At 39.9% G+C, this 16,081-nt stretch carries 18 protein-coding genes and 7 tRNA genes; 24 read left to right on the top strand and 1 reads right to left on the bottom strand.

Features of this window, described 5'->3' with window-relative positions; all coding sequences use genetic code 11:
• Positions 1-736 precede the first annotated feature (736 nt).
• The 3 genes from ACFSY7_RS05855 to ACFSY7_RS05845 all read left to right on the top strand — a co-directional run bounded on the left by ACFSY7_RS05855 (position 737) and on the right by ACFSY7_RS05845 (position 4,322).
• A complete protein-coding gene (locus ACFSY7_RS05855; RefSeq protein ID WP_380147185.1) occupies positions 737-2,278 on the top strand; it encodes a DEAD/DEAH box helicase in 1,542 nt (513 codons plus the stop codon).
• A 105-nt stretch (positions 2,279-2,383) separates the two neighbouring features.
• Positions 2,384-2,863 (top strand): PH domain-containing protein, encoded by a 480-nt coding sequence (locus ACFSY7_RS05850; RefSeq protein WP_380147186.1) that lies wholly within the window; start codon positions 2,384-2,386, stop codon positions 2,861-2,863.
• Complete coding sequence (locus tag ACFSY7_RS05845; protein WP_380147184.1) at positions 2,856-4,322, top strand: PH domain-containing protein; 1,467 nt, start codon at positions 2,856-2,858, stop codon at positions 4,320-4,322. The genes ACFSY7_RS05850 and ACFSY7_RS05845 overlap by 8 nt, the downstream gene beginning before the upstream one ends.
• A 33-nt stretch (positions 4,323-4,355) precedes the next feature.
• Here the strand turns inward: ACFSY7_RS05845 and ACFSY7_RS05840 are convergent, their stop codons facing one another.
• A complete protein-coding gene (locus ACFSY7_RS05840; RefSeq protein WP_126991395.1) occupies positions 4,356-4,976 on the bottom strand; it encodes a rhomboid family intramembrane serine protease in 621 nt (206 codons plus the stop codon).
• A gap of 70 nt (positions 4,977-5,046) precedes the next feature.
• On the opposite strand from ACFSY7_RS05840, the gene acpS reads away from it, so the two are divergent.
• The 21 genes from acpS to ACFSY7_RS05735 all read left to right on the top strand — a co-directional run bounded on the left by acpS (position 5,047) and on the right by ACFSY7_RS05735 (position 15,956).
• On the top strand, positions 5,047-5,403 hold the full coding sequence (acpS, locus tag ACFSY7_RS05835) for a holo-ACP synthase (protein ID WP_126991394.1): 357 nt from the start codon (positions 5,047-5,049) through the stop codon (positions 5,401-5,403).
• A 165-nt stretch (positions 5,404-5,568) separates the two neighbouring features.
• Positions 5,569-6,687, top strand: a complete 1,119-nt coding sequence (gene alr, locus ACFSY7_RS05830; protein WP_380147183.1) for an alanine racemase — start codon at positions 5,569-5,571, stop codon at positions 6,685-6,687.
• 159 nt (positions 6,688-6,846) lie between these two features.
• Positions 6,847-7,107, top strand: coding sequence for a hypothetical protein (locus tag ACFSY7_RS05825; protein WP_126991392.1), 261 nt, complete (start codon positions 6,847-6,849; stop codon positions 7,105-7,107).
• A gap of 27 nt (positions 7,108-7,134) precedes the next feature.
• Positions 7,135-7,485, top strand: coding sequence for a type II toxin-antitoxin system PemK/MazF family toxin (locus tag ACFSY7_RS05820; RefSeq protein WP_126991391.1), 351 nt, complete (start codon positions 7,135-7,137; stop codon positions 7,483-7,485).
• Between the two features lie 182 nt (positions 7,486-7,667).
• On the top strand, positions 7,668-8,444 hold the full coding sequence (locus ACFSY7_RS05815; protein ID WP_380147182.1) for an STAS domain-containing protein: 777 nt from the start codon (positions 7,668-7,670) through the stop codon (positions 8,442-8,444).
• Positions 8,445-8,449: 5 nt separating this feature from the next.
• Positions 8,450-8,815 carry an STAS domain-containing protein gene (locus ACFSY7_RS05810; protein ID WP_186439686.1) on the top strand — a complete coding sequence of 122 codons (366 nt, stop codon included), beginning with the start codon at positions 8,450-8,452 and terminating at the stop codon, positions 8,813-8,815.
• A gap of 2 nt (positions 8,816-8,817) precedes the next feature.
• Positions 8,818-9,216: an anti-sigma regulatory factor gene (locus ACFSY7_RS05805; RefSeq protein ID WP_126991390.1), complete on the top strand. Its 399-nt coding sequence runs from the start codon at positions 8,818-8,820 to the stop codon at positions 9,214-9,216.
• Between the two features lie 47 nt (positions 9,217-9,263).
• A complete protein-coding gene (locus tag ACFSY7_RS05800; RefSeq protein WP_126991389.1) occupies positions 9,264-10,247 on the top strand; it encodes a SpoIIE family protein phosphatase in 984 nt (327 codons plus the stop codon).
• 20 nt (positions 10,248-10,267) lie between these two features.
• Positions 10,268-10,588 (top strand): anti-sigma factor antagonist, encoded by a 321-nt coding sequence (locus ACFSY7_RS05795; RefSeq protein ID WP_126991388.1) that lies wholly within the window; start codon positions 10,268-10,270, stop codon positions 10,586-10,588.
• Between the two features lie 3 nt (positions 10,589-10,591).
• Entirely contained in the window at positions 10,592-11,065 is a 474-nt protein-coding gene (gene rsbW / locus ACFSY7_RS05790; protein ID WP_126991387.1) for an anti-sigma B factor RsbW, read from the top strand.
• On the top strand, positions 11,043-11,822 hold the full coding sequence (sigB, locus tag ACFSY7_RS05785; protein ID WP_380147181.1) for an RNA polymerase sigma factor SigB: 780 nt from the start codon (positions 11,043-11,045) through the stop codon (positions 11,820-11,822). The genes rsbW and sigB overlap by 23 nt, the downstream gene beginning before the upstream one ends.
• Positions 11,815-12,399, top strand: a complete 585-nt coding sequence (locus ACFSY7_RS05780; RefSeq protein WP_158621046.1) for a PP2C family serine/threonine-protein phosphatase — start codon at positions 11,815-11,817, stop codon at positions 12,397-12,399. Before sigB ends, ACFSY7_RS05780 begins: the two co-directional genes overlap by 8 nt.
• Positions 12,400-12,488: 89 nt before the next feature.
• The gene (locus ACFSY7_RS05775; protein ID WP_380147180.1) at positions 12,489-14,618 is read left to right on the top strand and encodes a Tex family protein; all 2,130 of its coding nucleotides are present in this window, start codon (positions 12,489-12,491) and stop codon (positions 14,616-14,618) included.
• Positions 14,619-14,684: 66 nt separating this feature from the next.
• Positions 14,685-15,134 carry a SprT family protein gene (locus tag ACFSY7_RS05770; RefSeq protein ID WP_380147179.1) on the top strand — a complete coding sequence of 150 codons (450 nt, stop codon included), beginning with the start codon at positions 14,685-14,687 and terminating at the stop codon, positions 15,132-15,134.
• 124 nt (positions 15,135-15,258) lie between these two features.
• Positions 15,259-15,333: transfer RNA gene (locus tag ACFSY7_RS05765), tRNA-Met, on the top strand.
• Positions 15,334-15,335: 2 nt separating this feature from the next.
• Positions 15,336-15,412: transfer RNA gene (locus ACFSY7_RS05760), tRNA-Asp, on the top strand.
• 9 nt (positions 15,413-15,421) lie between these two features.
• A tRNA-Gln gene (locus ACFSY7_RS05755) sits at positions 15,422-15,496 on the top strand.
• Between the two features lie 32 nt (positions 15,497-15,528).
• A tRNA-Lys gene (locus ACFSY7_RS05750) sits at positions 15,529-15,604 on the top strand.
• 74 nt (positions 15,605-15,678) lie between these two features.
• A tRNA-Leu gene (locus ACFSY7_RS05745) sits at positions 15,679-15,764 on the top strand.
• Positions 15,765-15,802: 38 nt separating this feature from the next.
• Positions 15,803-15,879, top strand: a tRNA-Arg gene (locus ACFSY7_RS05740).
• Between the two features lie 3 nt (positions 15,880-15,882).
• A tRNA-Gly gene (locus ACFSY7_RS05735) sits at positions 15,883-15,956 on the top strand.
• Positions 15,957-16,081: the final 125 nt, after the last annotated feature.

The raw sequence follows: 16,081 nt of genomic DNA, 5'->3' as shown, positions 1-16,081 counted from the left end.
ACGATGAACAACGGCTGACAAGCAGATAAAAAAGACATTCATGATTTGAATAAAATCGTGAATGTCTTTTCTTATTGACTAGGGTTTTGTCCCAGCCTCTTTTTTGATGGCGATTTTAGCGAAAAACAATAAATTTTTGATATGAGATAAGACATGAAGAAAAAGACTATTTTCAAGGATTGTCTTTTTTAATAGGCTAAAAAACACACTTTTCTTCTCGGTTAATACTGCTAGTTTTTAGTAGTATTTGAAAAGGTAAAAATCGATGAAAGGCGCGTCCTATCGCACTTTACTTCTAGTAGTTAAAAGAATACCCACTGCATTTCATAGGTGGGCATTGTTTTCTTTAAAGTAGCATAAAATGATAGCGCTTTTATGGACAAAGGTTAATTTTCAGAAAATTTCAATCGGTTGTTATTCGTTGCATAGTGACAAACCGCATGTTAGAATATTTAAAGCAATGGATACATTTTGTATGAGACTCTCCGGTCATTTGATATGGGGAGTACTTTTTTTTGAACATTAACGGTCAATGATGTTGAGGTTTTATAACTTCGAAATTAAACCGCTCGGCAAAGTCCGGGCTTTACTTTATATAAACATACTTCGTATTTTAACGAAGGTATAAGCGTTCAGGATATGAACATCCTAGACATGAGGCTCGATTTGCCCTATTTTCATCTGAAAATGTAACCATTTGTCAACTGCACACTTAACTAAAAGGAGAATGAGAAGTTTGACAAATTTTTCAGAATTAAATATTAGCGAATCTACATTAAAATCCCTAGAACGTATGGGATTTGAAGAAGCAACACCAATCCAAGCAGGTACTATTCCTCTAGCTGTTGAAGGCCATGACATTATCGGTCAAGCACAAACAGGTACTGGTAAAACAGTTGCTTTCGGTGTTCCATTAATTGAAAAGGTAGATCCTAAAGAACCAACAATCCAAGCACTAGTAATCGCACCAACTCGTGAATTAGCCATTCAATGTTCTGAAGAGCTACACAAAATTGGTTACGGTAAACGTTCTAAGATTCTTTCAGTGTACGGTGGTCAAGATATTAGCCGCCAAATCCGCGCACTTAAAAACAAACCACAAATTATCGTAGGTACACCTGGTCGTATTTTAGACCACATTAAACGCCGTACGTTAAAATTAGAAAACGTTAAAACATTAGTTTTAGACGAAGCAGATGAAATGTTAAACATGGGATTCATTGAAGATATCAATGCAATCTTAGAAAACGTACCATCTGAACGCCAAACACTTTTATTCTCTGCTACAATGCCTCCAGCAATCCGTAAAATTGCAGATACATTCATGACAGAGCCTGAAAGCGTAAAAATCAAAGCGAAAGAATTAACAGTAGATAACATCGAACAATTCTTCGTGAAATCTCAAGAACGTGAAAAATTCGATATCTTATCTCGTTTATTAAACGTTCAAAAACCAGAACTTGCAATCGTATTCGGTCGTACTAAACGCCGTGTTGATGAATTATCACACGCACTTAGCATCCGCGGTTACATTGCTGAAGGTATCCACGGTGACCTTTCTCAAGCGAAACGTCTTTCTGTATTACGTCAATTCAAAGAAAACAAAATTGATGTATTAGTAGCAACAGACGTAGCTGCTCGTGGTCTTGATATCTCAGGCGTAACACACGTTTACAACTTCGATATTCCACAAGATCCAGAATCATACGTTCACCGTATCGGTCGTACTGGTCGTGCTGGTAAATCAGGTGTTGCTGTAACATTCGTAACACCACGTGAAATGAGCTACTTACGTATTGTAGAAGAAACTACGAAAAAACGTATGACACCTCTTAAACCACCAACAGCTGATGAAGCTTTAGTTGGTCAACAAGAAGTTGCAGTTCAACAATTAAAAGAAATCGTTGAGAAAAATCATTTAAGCACTTACCGTGCAATGGCTGAAGAGTTATTAAAAGATACAGATGCAATTGATTTAGTTGCAGCTGCTCTTAAATCATTAACAAAAGAGCCAGATGATACACCAATCAAAATTTCTGAAGAACGTCCACTTCCAATGCGTCGTGGCGGTGGCGGTGGCCGTGGTAACGGTGGCGGTCGCGGTGGTAACCGTAACTTCCGCGGTGGCAACCGTAATCGTAGCAATGGCGGTGGAGATCGTCGTCGTCGTGAAGGTGGAGAACGCGGTGGAGAACGTCGTGGCAATGGTGGCGGCGGAGACCGTCGTCGTCGCGAAGGCGGAGATCGTCGTCCTCGTCGTCACAACAACGAAGGCTAATAACGCAAATTTCAAGAGAGGCCAGGGATTATCCCTGACCTCTCTTTTTTTGTGCTCGCGTGTAATGTATGAGAAACTTAGAGGACTAACGAAGAAAGGGTGAAGATTTTGCAGGAACCACAGCAACAGATTTCTAAAAAAGGACTTACGGTATGGCGTATTCATGGTGTCATTCAAACCGTCATTGTATGGCTCGTTTTAGCGCTTATTGGCGTGCTAACGTATTTTTTTGATTGGTACTCATGGATTTATATCGTTATTATCGCGTTAGCAGTCATCGAAATGGCTACAGCAATCTTTATTTTTCCGAAAATAAAATGGCGTCATTGGCGCTATGAGGTACGAGAAGAAGAAATTGAACTGAAATATGGTTTATTTATTATTGAACGCGTGCTCGTGCCAATGGTGCGTGTACAACATGTCAATACAACGCAGGGACCGATTTTAAAAAAATATCATCTGGCAGAAATCTCGATTTCGACAGCGGCAACCGTTCATACCATTCCGGCGCTAACGGAAGAAGAGGCGGATGCACTGCGCTCGAAAATTTCCGCATTAGCAAGGGTGGCTGAAGACGATGTATGAGAAACAGCATCTTCATCCGATTACGATTTTATTAAAACTTTTAAAAATCGTGAAAGAAACCATTGCAGGCTTTGCGATTATCTTTATCTTAAATATTAAAAACATTCCATGGAATCCGGCAGACCCCAATTTTAAGTGGACTTTATTAGGGCTGTTCGTTGTATTCTTTTTACTATGCATTTTACTTGTGTTCGTATGGCTATCATGGCGAAAGCATGTGTACTGGGTTGAAAATGATGAGCTGCATGTGGAGAAAGGTTTATTTGTTAAAAAGCATCAGTATGCGCCGTTTGAGCGAATTCAAAGTGTAAATTTTAAGGAAGGAATTTTTCACCGTCCGTTTGGGCTTGTAAAAGTGTCGATTGAGACAGCAGGTAGTGAAGATTCTGGTATTGATTTAACCGCTATTTCTCGTGAGCAGGCAGACTGGATTGATACGGCGACAAAACGTGCAAAACGACAAGAAAAAGTCGCTGAAGAGGGCGTTATTGCTGAAAAGGAAGAAATTGTTACACGTGAAACGGTCTATAAAATGACAACGAAAAACTTATTTATTTTAGCGACGACGTCAAGTGGGATTGGTGTGATTTTTTCAGCAGTAGCCGCGATTATGTCTCAGTTATCAGACATTATTCCGTATGAGCTTATTTTTAATGAATTAAAAGACTTTATGAAGATTGGTATTTTAATCGTGTCATTAATCGTATTTGTGATACTTTTCATTTCTTGGCTCATTTCCGTCGTTATTACGTATTTAAATCATGCGAATTTTATGGTGGAGCGAGAAGGGGATCGTTTATTTATTTCGAAGGGATTGCTTGAGAAAAAGCGTGTCGCTGTACCGTTATCGCGTATCCAAGGCATTAAAATTGTTGAAACGCCTTTCCGTCAGCTTTTCGGATTTGCGGCGATTCAGCTAGAAAGCGCTGGCAATACAGAAGACGAAGGGGAGTCGAAAATCTCACTCGTACCGCTTATTAAAAAACGAGAAGGACTAGCTGTGTTAGCAGAATTATTCCCGGGGTATCAATTTGAATATACGTTAACGAAGGCGCCAAAACGTGCTTGGTGGCGCTTCGTATTATTCGCAAGTGCGTGGGCGATTCTTCCGGTAGCAGCAGTAAGCTATTTTGTGCCACATGGTTACGGTCTGTATAGCCTAATCTTGCTACCGTTGCTTATGTTTTTAGGGTATTTAAAATATCGTTCGTCAGGCTTTGCGCTGTATGACAAGCAGCTAACGCTTGTGACACGCAGTATTTCAAAAGAGACCTTTTTTGTGATGAAGCACCGCATTCAGGCGTTAGGTGTTGGGCAAAGTGTTTTTGCGGAGCGTGGCAATTTAGCACGTATCAATGTATCAATTGTTGCAGGGACAGCTGAATCTGAAACGACGTTACGGTTTTTTGAGAAAGACAAGTTGATGACGATTTTTAACTGGTATCGTCCAATGAACTAAAAAAAAGAGGCCTCCGAATCGGAAGCCTCTTTTTTATGAACGTTTCTGGCGCTGTTCACGCCACTTTATAATATTTTTTGGATGGAAATTAATAAAGCCAAAAACGGCACCTGTTAATAAGCCAGCGATGTGAGCAGTCGCGTTTACATTTGGCTGTAAAAATGTGATGATTACAGAAATCACCGCAAGCGGCACAATCATTTGACGCAGCTGCGGGAAGATCTTACGCGTATAGTAAACGAGTGCTAAAAAGGCACCTAAAATACCGAAGATGGCGCCACTTGCACCAACGGACACATATTCAGGTCCTTGAACAAAGTACGTTGCGACATTGCCGATGATGCCAGACATCATATAAATCGTAAAGAAGCGCAGTTTACCAGCAATTTTTTCAAGCTCTGGACCGAAGACGTAAAGCCAAAACATATTTGATAAAATATGTAAGAAGCCTCCGTGAATAAAGACGGCCGTGATAATGCGCCAATATTCACCATCTGCAATTAACCAGTTTGCTGCTGCGCCGTAATTTAGTATTTCAATCCGAATGGATGGCACTAAACCAGCGAGATAAACAAGTAAATTAATGATAATAAGGAATGCGACCATCGGATACAATTTTACATAATCCGACAGTTTTTCGTTACGGTTGAACATATCGTCACCTCTCGTTCCAAGTTACTATTATTATACCTGTTTCAAGATTAAGAAAGAAAGGATGAGCTAAATGATTACAGGAATTGGACTCGATATTATTGAAATTGAGCGTGTTGCCAAAATAAATGAGCGCAGCGATGCTTTTCGAAAAAAGGTTTTGACTGCAAAGGAATGTGCGATTTATGATACGTTAAAGCCAGCACGTCAGCTCGAATTTTTAGCGGGGCGTTTTTCAGCAAAAGAAGCTTTTTCGAAAGCACTTGGTACAGGACTTGGGAAAGACTGTGCACTGCATGATATTGAAATTTTAAAGGCACCAAATGGCCAGCCGCTCCTTTATTTTAAAGGTGAGAAAGTGCCTGGTTTTGTATCGATTACACATTCAAAGGCCTATGCAGCTGCACAGGTCGTTTTGGAGAAAGCGTAAAGTTTCTTATGAAAATGGGCTTAAAGTTATAATTTAGGGGTAAAGAAAATTATCGCCCTTAAATCGAAAATAATGTCTTTTTAAAGAGCCTTTGAAAAGATTGACCTCATCAGTTGAGAGGTACATAATATTAGAATAAATCACGATTAGAAGAGGTTAGACAAAATGGAAGAACTACAAAATTTTCGACCTACAAAGGCCGTTATCGATTTAAAAGCGATTCAATCAAATGTTTCAAATCTGCGCAAACACTTACATTCGGACGTACATATTATGGCTGTTATTAAAGCAAATGCATACGGTCATGGTGATATACGTGTTGCGGAGGTTGCACTTAAAGCGGGTGCAACAATGCTTGCGGTAGCAACACCAGAGGAAGCACTGCATGTACGTCAATTTATTGCGGATGCACCGATTTTAATTTTAGGAGCAGTACCTGTTCACTTTGCGCCATATGCTGCAAAATATAATATTACGCTAACGGTATTTTCGACAGAGTGGCTTGAACAAGTAGCAGCACTTGCACCACAATTTGAAAAACCTTTATTGATTCATTTGAAAGTAGATAGTGGAATGGGTCGAATTGGCGTGCGCACAGCTGAAGAGTTACACGCTGTATACGAGGCTGCACAGCTAGAAAATGTCATTGTAGATGGTATCTTTACACACTTTGCGACAGCGGATGAGGAGCAAACGACGTTTTATGAGCATCAGCTTGCAACATTTAAAAAGCTTGTGGCGTCCCTTCCTAAAAAACCACGTATCGTGCATGCGGCAAATACTGCTGCATCTCTTGTGAAAGAGCATGTACAGTTTGATGCGGTTCGCTTTGGTATTTCGCTTTATGGCTTATCACCATCACCTTATGTGGAAGAACATTTACCATATGACCTACGCCCTGCATTTTCACTTGAAACGGAGCTTGTGCATGTGAAACAATTGCACAAAGGGGACACAGTTGGATATGGCGCCACGTATGAAGCGACAGAAGACGAATGGATTGGTACGATACCGGTTGGCTATGCAGATGGCGTTATTCGTGCTCTTGCGAACCAAGAATTTTTAGTACAAGGAATGCGCGCACCAATCGTTGGACGCATCTGTATGGACCAAATTATGATTAAATTGCCAAAAAAAATGAGCGTTGGTGAACGTGTTGTTTTAATTGGTAAACAAGGTAATGATGAAATTACAATGCAAGAGTGGGCAAGCCGTCTAAATACGATTGTTTACGAGATTCCATGCATGTTAACACCTCGAATTCCACGCGTCTACAAAGCCTAATTCGGGCGGTGTAGTAGGCACGAAAATTCAGAAAACTAACGTTACTTATATCGTTTATTTCGTTTTACACCTTTTCAAGATTACCAATCGATGGTAGTATGGGTGTTAAGCTTATTTAAGAACGACTATAAATTGAAGTTTGTTTTGGAGGTGCTGGCTGTGAGTCAAAAACAATTAGATTTAGTTCAATTGCCCGAATATGAAATGGAAAAAGCGTATGAAGCAGTTTTACAAAAGATTGCTCAACATTACGCATATGAAAGTGATGTGCGAAAAAATGCACGTCAGGAACAACAAAAACATATTCGAGAGGCAATGGTTAAGGGATATGAAGAAATGTCTCAAATTAACCTTACGATATGCAGCGAATGTTTGCATGTAGAGTACGAAGCGGAGCATGTAACTGGCCGTATGTGGTAGCGCGTCTCGTTTACGGAGGATGAAAATGTGAACGTAAAACGCGGAGATGTCTTTTTTGCAGATTTATCACCAGTGGTCGGTTCCGAGCAAGGTGGAACGCGACCGGTGTTGATAATTCAAAATGATATTGGAAATAGATTTAGCCCGACCGTCATTATTGCGGCGATTACAGCACAAATACAAAAAGCAAAACTACCTACACATGTCGAAATTGATGCGAAAAAATATGGCTTCGAACGTGATTCGGTTATTTTGTTAGAACAACTTAGAACAATCGATAAGTCTCGACTAACAGATAAAATAACACAATTAGACGGACCATTAATGAAAAAAGTAGAATCGGCATTGGAAATTAGTTTAGGCCTCATTAAATTTTAGTATACATAAAAAAAGACTACTATTAGATCGAGTAGTCTTTTTTGTATTCAAAATAAAAACTATCAAAGTTATGTATAGAAATAAAAATTGAGCCGATATAGAAAAAAATGACTTTTAAAAGTGAATTATGTACAGAAATATTATACAATTGTGTAAAGATTATACTGAAGGGATGGTGATTTTTGATTAACTGGATAGAAGAGCATAAGTTAGAAATTGCATCAAATGTAGAGCACGCGTGGAATCAGCGTGGAAATGGACAAGAAATCGCAAATGAGAAAATCACCGACATGATTTATTTATTTGAGCAAATTGATTGTAATGATGAGGAAAGACGTCAACAACTTTGTCAATTATATAGTCAAAAGTATGAGTATTTTCAGGACACCGTATTACTTGTACAGCTTGTAGAAGAAGCTGTATTAGACGCCGTTCTTAAATCAAATACCCATTCCGTTGAAAAACTAAGCATTTTTTTAAAAGAAAATTATAAAAATATGCATGACATTGAGCGTTCTCTTTTCAAAGAATATGAACATAGCTATAAAGATGCGATGAATATGCAGCGAATCGCATTAAAAGAGCTATCGACGCCGATTATACCAATTCTTGATAAAATCTCCGTCTTACCACTTGTTGGCACAATTGATACAACGCGTGCAAAATTGATTATCGAAAATGTTTTAGAAGGTGTATTAAAACATAAATCAGAAGTATTGCTTATCGATATTACAGGTGTTCCGGTCATTGATACAATGGTGACGCATCATATTATTCAAGCAGTTAAAGCGGTGAAGCTACTAGGTACTACGTGTATTATCGTCGGCATTCGTCCAGAGATTGCCCAGACGATTGTATCGCTTGGCATTGATTTAGATGAATTTATGACAGCAGGTACATTGCAACGTGGCGTAGAAGAGGCATTACGCTTAACAAAGAGAAAAATTAGCGAGGTGTGATAACGATGATACAGCCAAAAGTGCCGATTTTAAAATTGAAGAACTGTTTAATTATTTCAATTCAATGGGAGCTTGATGATGCAACAGCATTACAGTTTCAACAAGATGTTCTCGAAAAAATCCATGAAACAAATGCACGCGGGGTTGTGATTGATTTGACAGCAATTGAATTTATTGATTCGTTTATTGCACGAATCTTTGATGAGGTTATTCAAATGGCAGGAATGATGGGTGCAAAAGTAGCGCTAACAGGTATCCAGCCACCGATTGCGATTACGCTTGTTGAATTAGGCATTGAATTAAGTAATGTATTAACGGCGCTCGATTTAGAGAGTGGTTTGGACCGATTACAACAAGAATTGGAGGGATAAGAATGGACGTTTCCTCAGTGAGCATTTTGACGGAATGGGATATTGTGGCTGCACGTCAAATGGGCCGTAGTGAAGCGAAAGCGATAGGCTTTGGAGCTGTGGACCAAGCGCGTATAACAACAGCAATTAGTGAACTAGCTCGAAATATTTATTTGTATGCAGAGCAAGGAAGCGTCACGATTGGACGTTTCGAAAAAGAAGGTAAAGTAGGAATCCGCATTGTTGCAGAAGATTATGGGCCAGGGATTAGTGATGTACAGTTAGTGCTTCAAGATGGATATTCTTCTTCTTATGGTTTAGGAGCAGGGCTTCCAGGGGTAAAGCGTTTGATGGATGAATTTGATATTCAAACAGAAGTAGGAGAAGGCACGAAGATTACAATTGTAAAATGGTTGTCTTAGCAGATAGGTGAGGATGCGTTACGAAAGAGATACAAAAGCAGTATACAATGTTACTTAGCCAATATTTAAAGTATCAAACAGAGAGAAATTTATATTTAGGCCAAAACTTCAGTCGCCACCTTGTCCAAAAGAACATTACACCAGAAGAGGTCATTAGCATCCACAAAGTTGCACTTGAAGAAATTCAAGAATTAGGAATAACGGATAATATCATTATTTCGCTCGATTTCCTAACAGAATTTATGATTCAGTATGGCTTAGCGCTACGTGAGCATAAAATCTTAGTTGAGCAGCAAGAGTCAATGAATCATGAAATTGAATTAGCAGCGAAAGTGCAAAATACGATGCTGCGTACAAAAAAGCCAGAGCTCGATGGTGTTGAGATTGATTTTCTTTCGGTACCGGCTGGCAAGATGAATGGCGATTATGTTTATTTCCAAGATGATGATAGCGATTTTGTAGGGGTTGGCGTAGCGGATGTTGTCGGAAAAGGTATTCCGGCAGCGCTTTGCATGTCAATGGTGAAAAATGGTCTTGATACATTAGGTCAAGCGAGTATTAGCCCGGCATATGCGCTCGATGTGTTAAATCGCATCGTTGAAAAAAGTGTAGAAGATAATATGTTTATCTCGATGTTCTATGGACGATATGACAGTGAAGAGTCCATTTTTACATATGCATCGGCAGGACATGAGCCTGCGCTTTATTATTGTGCACGAGAACAGAAGTTTTATGATCTCGATGAATCAAAAGGGTTATTGTTAGGGATTTTACCAGATGTTCATTATACGGAAAGTTCAATTAAACTAGAAGCGAATGACATGATTATCATTATGACGGATGGCGTAACAGAGTGCCGTACAGAAGATGAACGTTTCCTTACGCGAGAAGAGTTAATTGAGATGATTTTTAATGTGAAAGAGGAAACGCCAGGGGACTTAGCGCGTAGTGTATTTAAAGCGCTTGAAAAATTCCAGGCCTTTCATCAGCGTGATGATTTTACATTAGCGGTAATAAAAAAAGTACAGTAAATTAAACAGAGGTGTAAATAATGGATTTAACAGTAAATATTACAATACAAGAAGATAATAGCGTTTTAGGTGTAATTAGCGGTGAAATTGATGCATATACAGCGCCTAAATTACGCGAACAGTTACTTGCAATTGATACGAAGAGCGCAAAAAAGGCCGTACTTGATTTAGCAGATGTAGGCTATATGGATAGTACAGGTATTGGCGTTATCGTCGCATTTTATAAGAGTGTGATCGCAGATGGCGGTGACCTTACACTAATCGGCTTGTCTCCACGTTTAAAACGTTTATTCGATATTACAGGTTTAAGCGGCATTATTCATGTAGAGGAGGAGGCATAGGTGATGAAAGAATTCGATTATTTTGAAATGCGCATCCCATCAAAGACTCAATACGTTGGCGTTGCGCGCTTAACAGTATCTGGTTTAGCTAGTCGCCTCGGTTTTTCTTATGACGACATTGAAGATTTAAAAATTGCGACAAGCGAAGCAGTAACAAATGCGATTCAGCATGCTTATGTAGAGGATGAAGAAAAGCAAGAAGTTGTTGTTGGTTGCGCAGTATACGAAGATAAATTAGAAATCATGGTTGCGGATTATGGCCGTAGCTTTGAATTTGAAGAAGTAAAAGAAAAAGTAGGCCCGTATCACGAAGAAACGGAAGTGGAATTTATTCGTGAAGGAGGGTTAGGTTTATTTTTAATTGAAAGTTTAATGGATGAAGTAAAAGTATTAAACGAAAATGGCGTAACAGTGTTCATGACCAAATATGTTTCACGAGAGCAGGTGAATGCACATGTGGAAACAGACGTCCACTAGAAATGCCTCAAAGGAACAAGTACTTGCTTGGATTAAACGATACCAAGAAGAAAAAGATGATGAAGCACAAACACGTCTTGTGGAGAACTATCAGTATTTAGTTGAATCAATTGCTCGTAAGTATTCAAATGGCCGTTCGTATCATGATGATATTGTGCAAGTAGGGATGCTAGGACTGCTCGGTGCAATTCGTCGCTTTGATCCTGAATTTGGTCGTAGCTTTGAAGCGTTTGCCGTCCCAACAATCGTCGGTGAAATCAAACGTTTCTTACGTGATAAAACATGGGATGTGCATGTGCCTCGCCGTATTAAAGAGCTTGGTCCACGTATTAAGGCTACAGTAGAAGCATTGACGACAGAGTTACAGCGCTCACCGAAAGTCTCGGAAATCGCTGAGCGTTTAGAAGTGACGGATGAAGAAATTCTAGAAGCAATGGAAATGAGTCGTAGCTACCAAGCGCTATCAATGGACCACTCGATTGAATCGGATTCCGATGGTAGTACGGTGACATTATTTGATGTTGTTGGGCAAGAGGATGATGAGTTTGAGAAAACGAATCGTCGCATGATTGTTTCTGAGGCAATGAATGTCTTAAATGAGCGCGAGAAACAAATTATTCAACTGACTTATTTAGAACAATTAAGTCAAAAAGAAGCTGGTGAGCGTCTAGGTATTTCTCAAATGCATGTGTCGCGTCTACAGCGAAAAGCCATTAAAAAATTACAGCAGGCAATCATCGCTTCAGGTGGTGTCTAAGATAAAGTGGTCGTATCATGTTTTTCAGCGCAATAAAAAAGAATATGATGTTTGTGGTGACGGTTTTTTTATCGGAGAGTTTGGTGAGCGTATCGTTTGTGTTGTGACAGATGGATTAGGAAGCGGTCCAAATGCGCATGAAAGTGCCAAACTTGTAACACAGGCTGTAGAACAATACAGTGAGACATTATCCATTCAAGATATGATGCATAGATGCAATGAAGCACTACGTATGCAACAAGGAGCTGTCGCGTCGATTCTCTATATTGATTCCACGCAGCAACAAATCCATTATTGCGGTGTTGGCAATATTTCATGTTATTTGATTCATGAAAATAATGTGAGTTATCCAAAGCCGCATTATGGCTATTTAGCAGGCAAACGAATTAATCCTTTTGTAGAGACATTTTCTTTTACGAAGGGAGATCGTTGCTTCCTTCACTCAGATGGTATCGAGGTAAATGATGTGAAGCAATTAGTTGATTGCACAACATGGCAAGCGTTGAGGCAAGATGATACAGAGCAATATCTCACATATAAAGATGACGATTTAACGTATGTGATGCTCAATCTTTAATCGAAGGTACCGGAAACCGGGCCTTCTTTTTTTATGTAAGGATAATAGAGAAAAATGATAAAATGAGGCGAAGAGAAAGGATGAGGTAGATGAATTTTTCAGCGATGATTGCAAAGGAACTAACAGTCGCACCGAAGCAGGTAACAGCAGTTATTACATTACTAGAAGATGGCAATACAGTGCCGTTTATTGCGCGTTACCGAAAAGAAGCAACCGGCTCTCTTGATGAGGTACAAATTAAAGCCATTGAGGATCGCCATCATTATTTAGTGCAATTAGAGGACCGTAAAAAAGAGGTTATTGCATCGATTGATGAACAGGGGAAGCTGACACCTGAGCTACAAACACAAATTACGCGTGCAACAATCTTAAAACAAGTGGAAGATTTATACCGTCCCTATAAACAAAAACGTCGAACGAAGGCGACAATTGCAAAAGAGCTAGGACTAGAGCCTTTAGCAGACCAATTACTAGCGCTACCAAATGAAGCACCAGAAAAATTAGCGCAAACCTTTGTATCAGAGGAAGTAGATGTAGAAGTAGCATTACAAGGTGCGCGCGATATTTTAGCGGAGCGTTTTAGTGATGATGCAAAAATTCGCGAAACAATTCGCCGTTTCACATGGAAGGAAGGTGTCATCTCTACATCGGTTAAGGATGAGGAGAAGGACGAAAAAGGCATCTTTGAAATGTATTATAGCTACGAGGAACCACTTGTTAAAATTGTGCCACACCGGACACTCGCGATTAATCGCGGAGAGCATGAGGAAGTTTTACGTGTAGCTATTAAAGCGCCTGTCGCAAAAATTGAGGAAGCAATGCGCCGTTTGTGGATTACAAACCCCCAAGCAAAAACAGCTGCACAGCTTGAACTCGCGATTGAAGATAGTTATAAACGTTTAATTGCACCATCAATCGAGCGCGAGGTACGCGGGGAATTAACGGAGAAGGCAGAAGCACAGGCCATTCATATTTTCTCTGAAAACCTGCGTAGCTTATTATTGCAGCCTCCGATGAAGGGGAAATATGTATTAGGACTTGACCCGGCATATCGTACGGGCTGTAAATTAGCAGTCGTAGATGATACAGGGAAAATGCTTGATATCTCTGTAATTTATCCACATCCCCCAAAAGCAAAACGTGAGGATGCGAAGCGTATTATGAAAGAGATTTTGGCGAAATATCCGATTTCGATTATTGCGATTGGTAACGGCACAGCTTCTCGTGAATCAGAGGCCTTTGTAGCGGAGGTGTTACAAGAAGCTTCAAGTGATACGGCTTATGTCATTGTGAGTGAAGCGGGCGCGAGTGTGTATTCGGCATCTGATGTGGCACGTGCAGAATTTCCTGATTTACAAGTGGAGCAACGTAGTGCGGTATCCATTGCACGTCGTTTGCAGGACCCCCTAGCAGAGCTTGTTAAAATCGAACCGAAGGCAGTGGGTGTTGGTCAGTACCAGCATGATGTTTCGCAGAAAAAATTATCCGAGTCATTAACGTTTATCGTAGAAACAGCAGTAAACCAAGTAGGGGTTGATGTGAATACAGCCTCTGCATCTCTTTTACAATATGTTTCAGGTTTATCAAAAAGTGTCGCAGAAAATATCGTGACGATGCGCGGCGATATTGGCAAGTTTACAGCGCGTACACAACTTAAAAAAGTGCCAAGACTTGGCGCGAAAACGTACGAGCAAGCAATTGGCTTTTTACGTGTCATGGACGCAAAAAATCCGTTAGATGCTACCGGCATTCACCCAGAAAGCTATCCACTCGCAAAAGAGTTATTAAAACGCGCCAATACGACAATTGGTGCACCGGATGCGGAGGAATCATTACGTCAATTAGACATTGTGGCGTTAAGCAAGGAGTTAGGTATTGGTGAAATCACAGTAAAAGATACGGTAGATGTTTTAATGAAGCCGATGCGTGACCCACGTGATGCGTTCCCTCAGCCATTATTAAAGAAAGATATTTTAAAAATGGATGATTTAAAACCGGGTATGGAGCTACAAGGAACAGTACGAAATGTAGTAGATTTTGGCGCCTTTATCGACATTGGCGTTAAACAAGACGGACTTGTGCATATTTCAAAACTGAAAAAAGGGTTTGTGAAGCACCCATTAGATGTTGTATCACTTGGCGACATTGTAACGGTATGGGTGGACTCGGTTGATACAAAAAAAGAACGCATTGCTTTAACGATGCTTGCACCACAATAAATAGAAAGTGCTGTCTTCTATGTGTAGAATAGAAGGTAGTACTTTTTTTATCGAGGAGGAATACGTGTGACAGATACACAAGTACATCAATTAGTATGTGATATTTCAATGCAATACTTTCATAAGCCATTTCGGCATCAAGCTTTTTTTAATCAACGTTTAAAAACAACCGGTGGACGCTATATGCTAAATAGCCATAACATCGAATTAAATAAAAAAATGCTTGAGGTATTTGGGTTGAATGAATTAACGGGGATTATTAAGCATGAGCTATGTCACTATCATTTACATTTAGAAAACAAGGGATATCAGCATAAGGATCGGGACTTCAAACAGCTTCTTGCGAGAGTAGGTGCGCCGCGCCACTGTTCTTCTATTGAACAGGAAGTGAAAAAAACATTATATAAACATCATTATGTATGCAGTAAATGTGGGCAAAGCTATCAACGACAAAGAAAGATAAATACGTTAAAATACCGCTGTAGCAGATGTTTAGGAGAGCTTTTAAAAAAATAAAAAGTTTTTTTGAAAAAACTATTGACGTTTATTGTATACCTCTCTATAATAGTAAAAGTCGACAAGGTAACCACTTACCTGAACGATACGAAAATTTTATTTANATTTAAATTAATATCATTATCGCGGGGTGGAGCAGTGGTAGCTCGTCGGGCTCATAACCCGAAGGTCGCAGGTTCAAATCCTGTCCCCGCAACCAATGGTCCGGTAGTTCAGCTGGTTAGAATGCCTGCCTGTCACGCAGGAGGTCGCGGGTTCGAGTCCCGTCCGGACCGCCATTTAGATATTGGGGTATAGCCAAGCGGTAAGGCAATGGATTTTGATTCCATCATGCCCAGGTTCGAATCCTGGTACCCCAGCCAATTAATTTATTGCATTTGTTATTTTTGGTCATGAGTCATTAGCTCAGTTGGTAGAGCATCTGACTTTTAATCAGAGGGTCGCTGGTTCGAATCCTGCATGACTCACCATTTTATTTTTTGAAATTAAGTATTGACACTAAGAATTATATGTGTTACAATATAAACACTTCGTTGAATGAGATGCGGCCGTGGCGGAATGGCAGACGCGCTAGGTTGAGGGCCTAGTCGAGGCAACTCGGTGGAGGTTCAAGTCCTCTCGACCGCACCAAATATTTCATATTTTTAACATTATAACTTTATAATAATGCGCCCATAGCTCAATTGGATAGAGCGTCTGACTACGGATCAGAAGGTTGTGGATTCGACTTCTGCTGGGCGCACCATATGCGGGTGTAGTTTAGTGGTAAAACCACAGCCTTCCAAGCTGTTGTCGGGAGTTCGATTCTCCTCACCCGCTCCATTAGTATTATTTATAAGGTCAAAATGAACCTTGAAAACTGAACAAGCAAGATGTAATCACAATAAATTCGGTTCAATTGAATCGAAAAAATGTTATCAAGCAAGATAACGCTAGCAAAGCAAATG

Source organism: Kurthia populi, assembly GCF_042686175.1.
GTDB classification, from domain to species: Bacteria; Bacillota; Bacilli; order Bacillales_A; family Planococcaceae; genus Kurthia; species Kurthia populi.
Note: the sequence above shows the minus strand (reverse complement) of the source record. Positions and strands in the feature narration are given on the sequence as shown.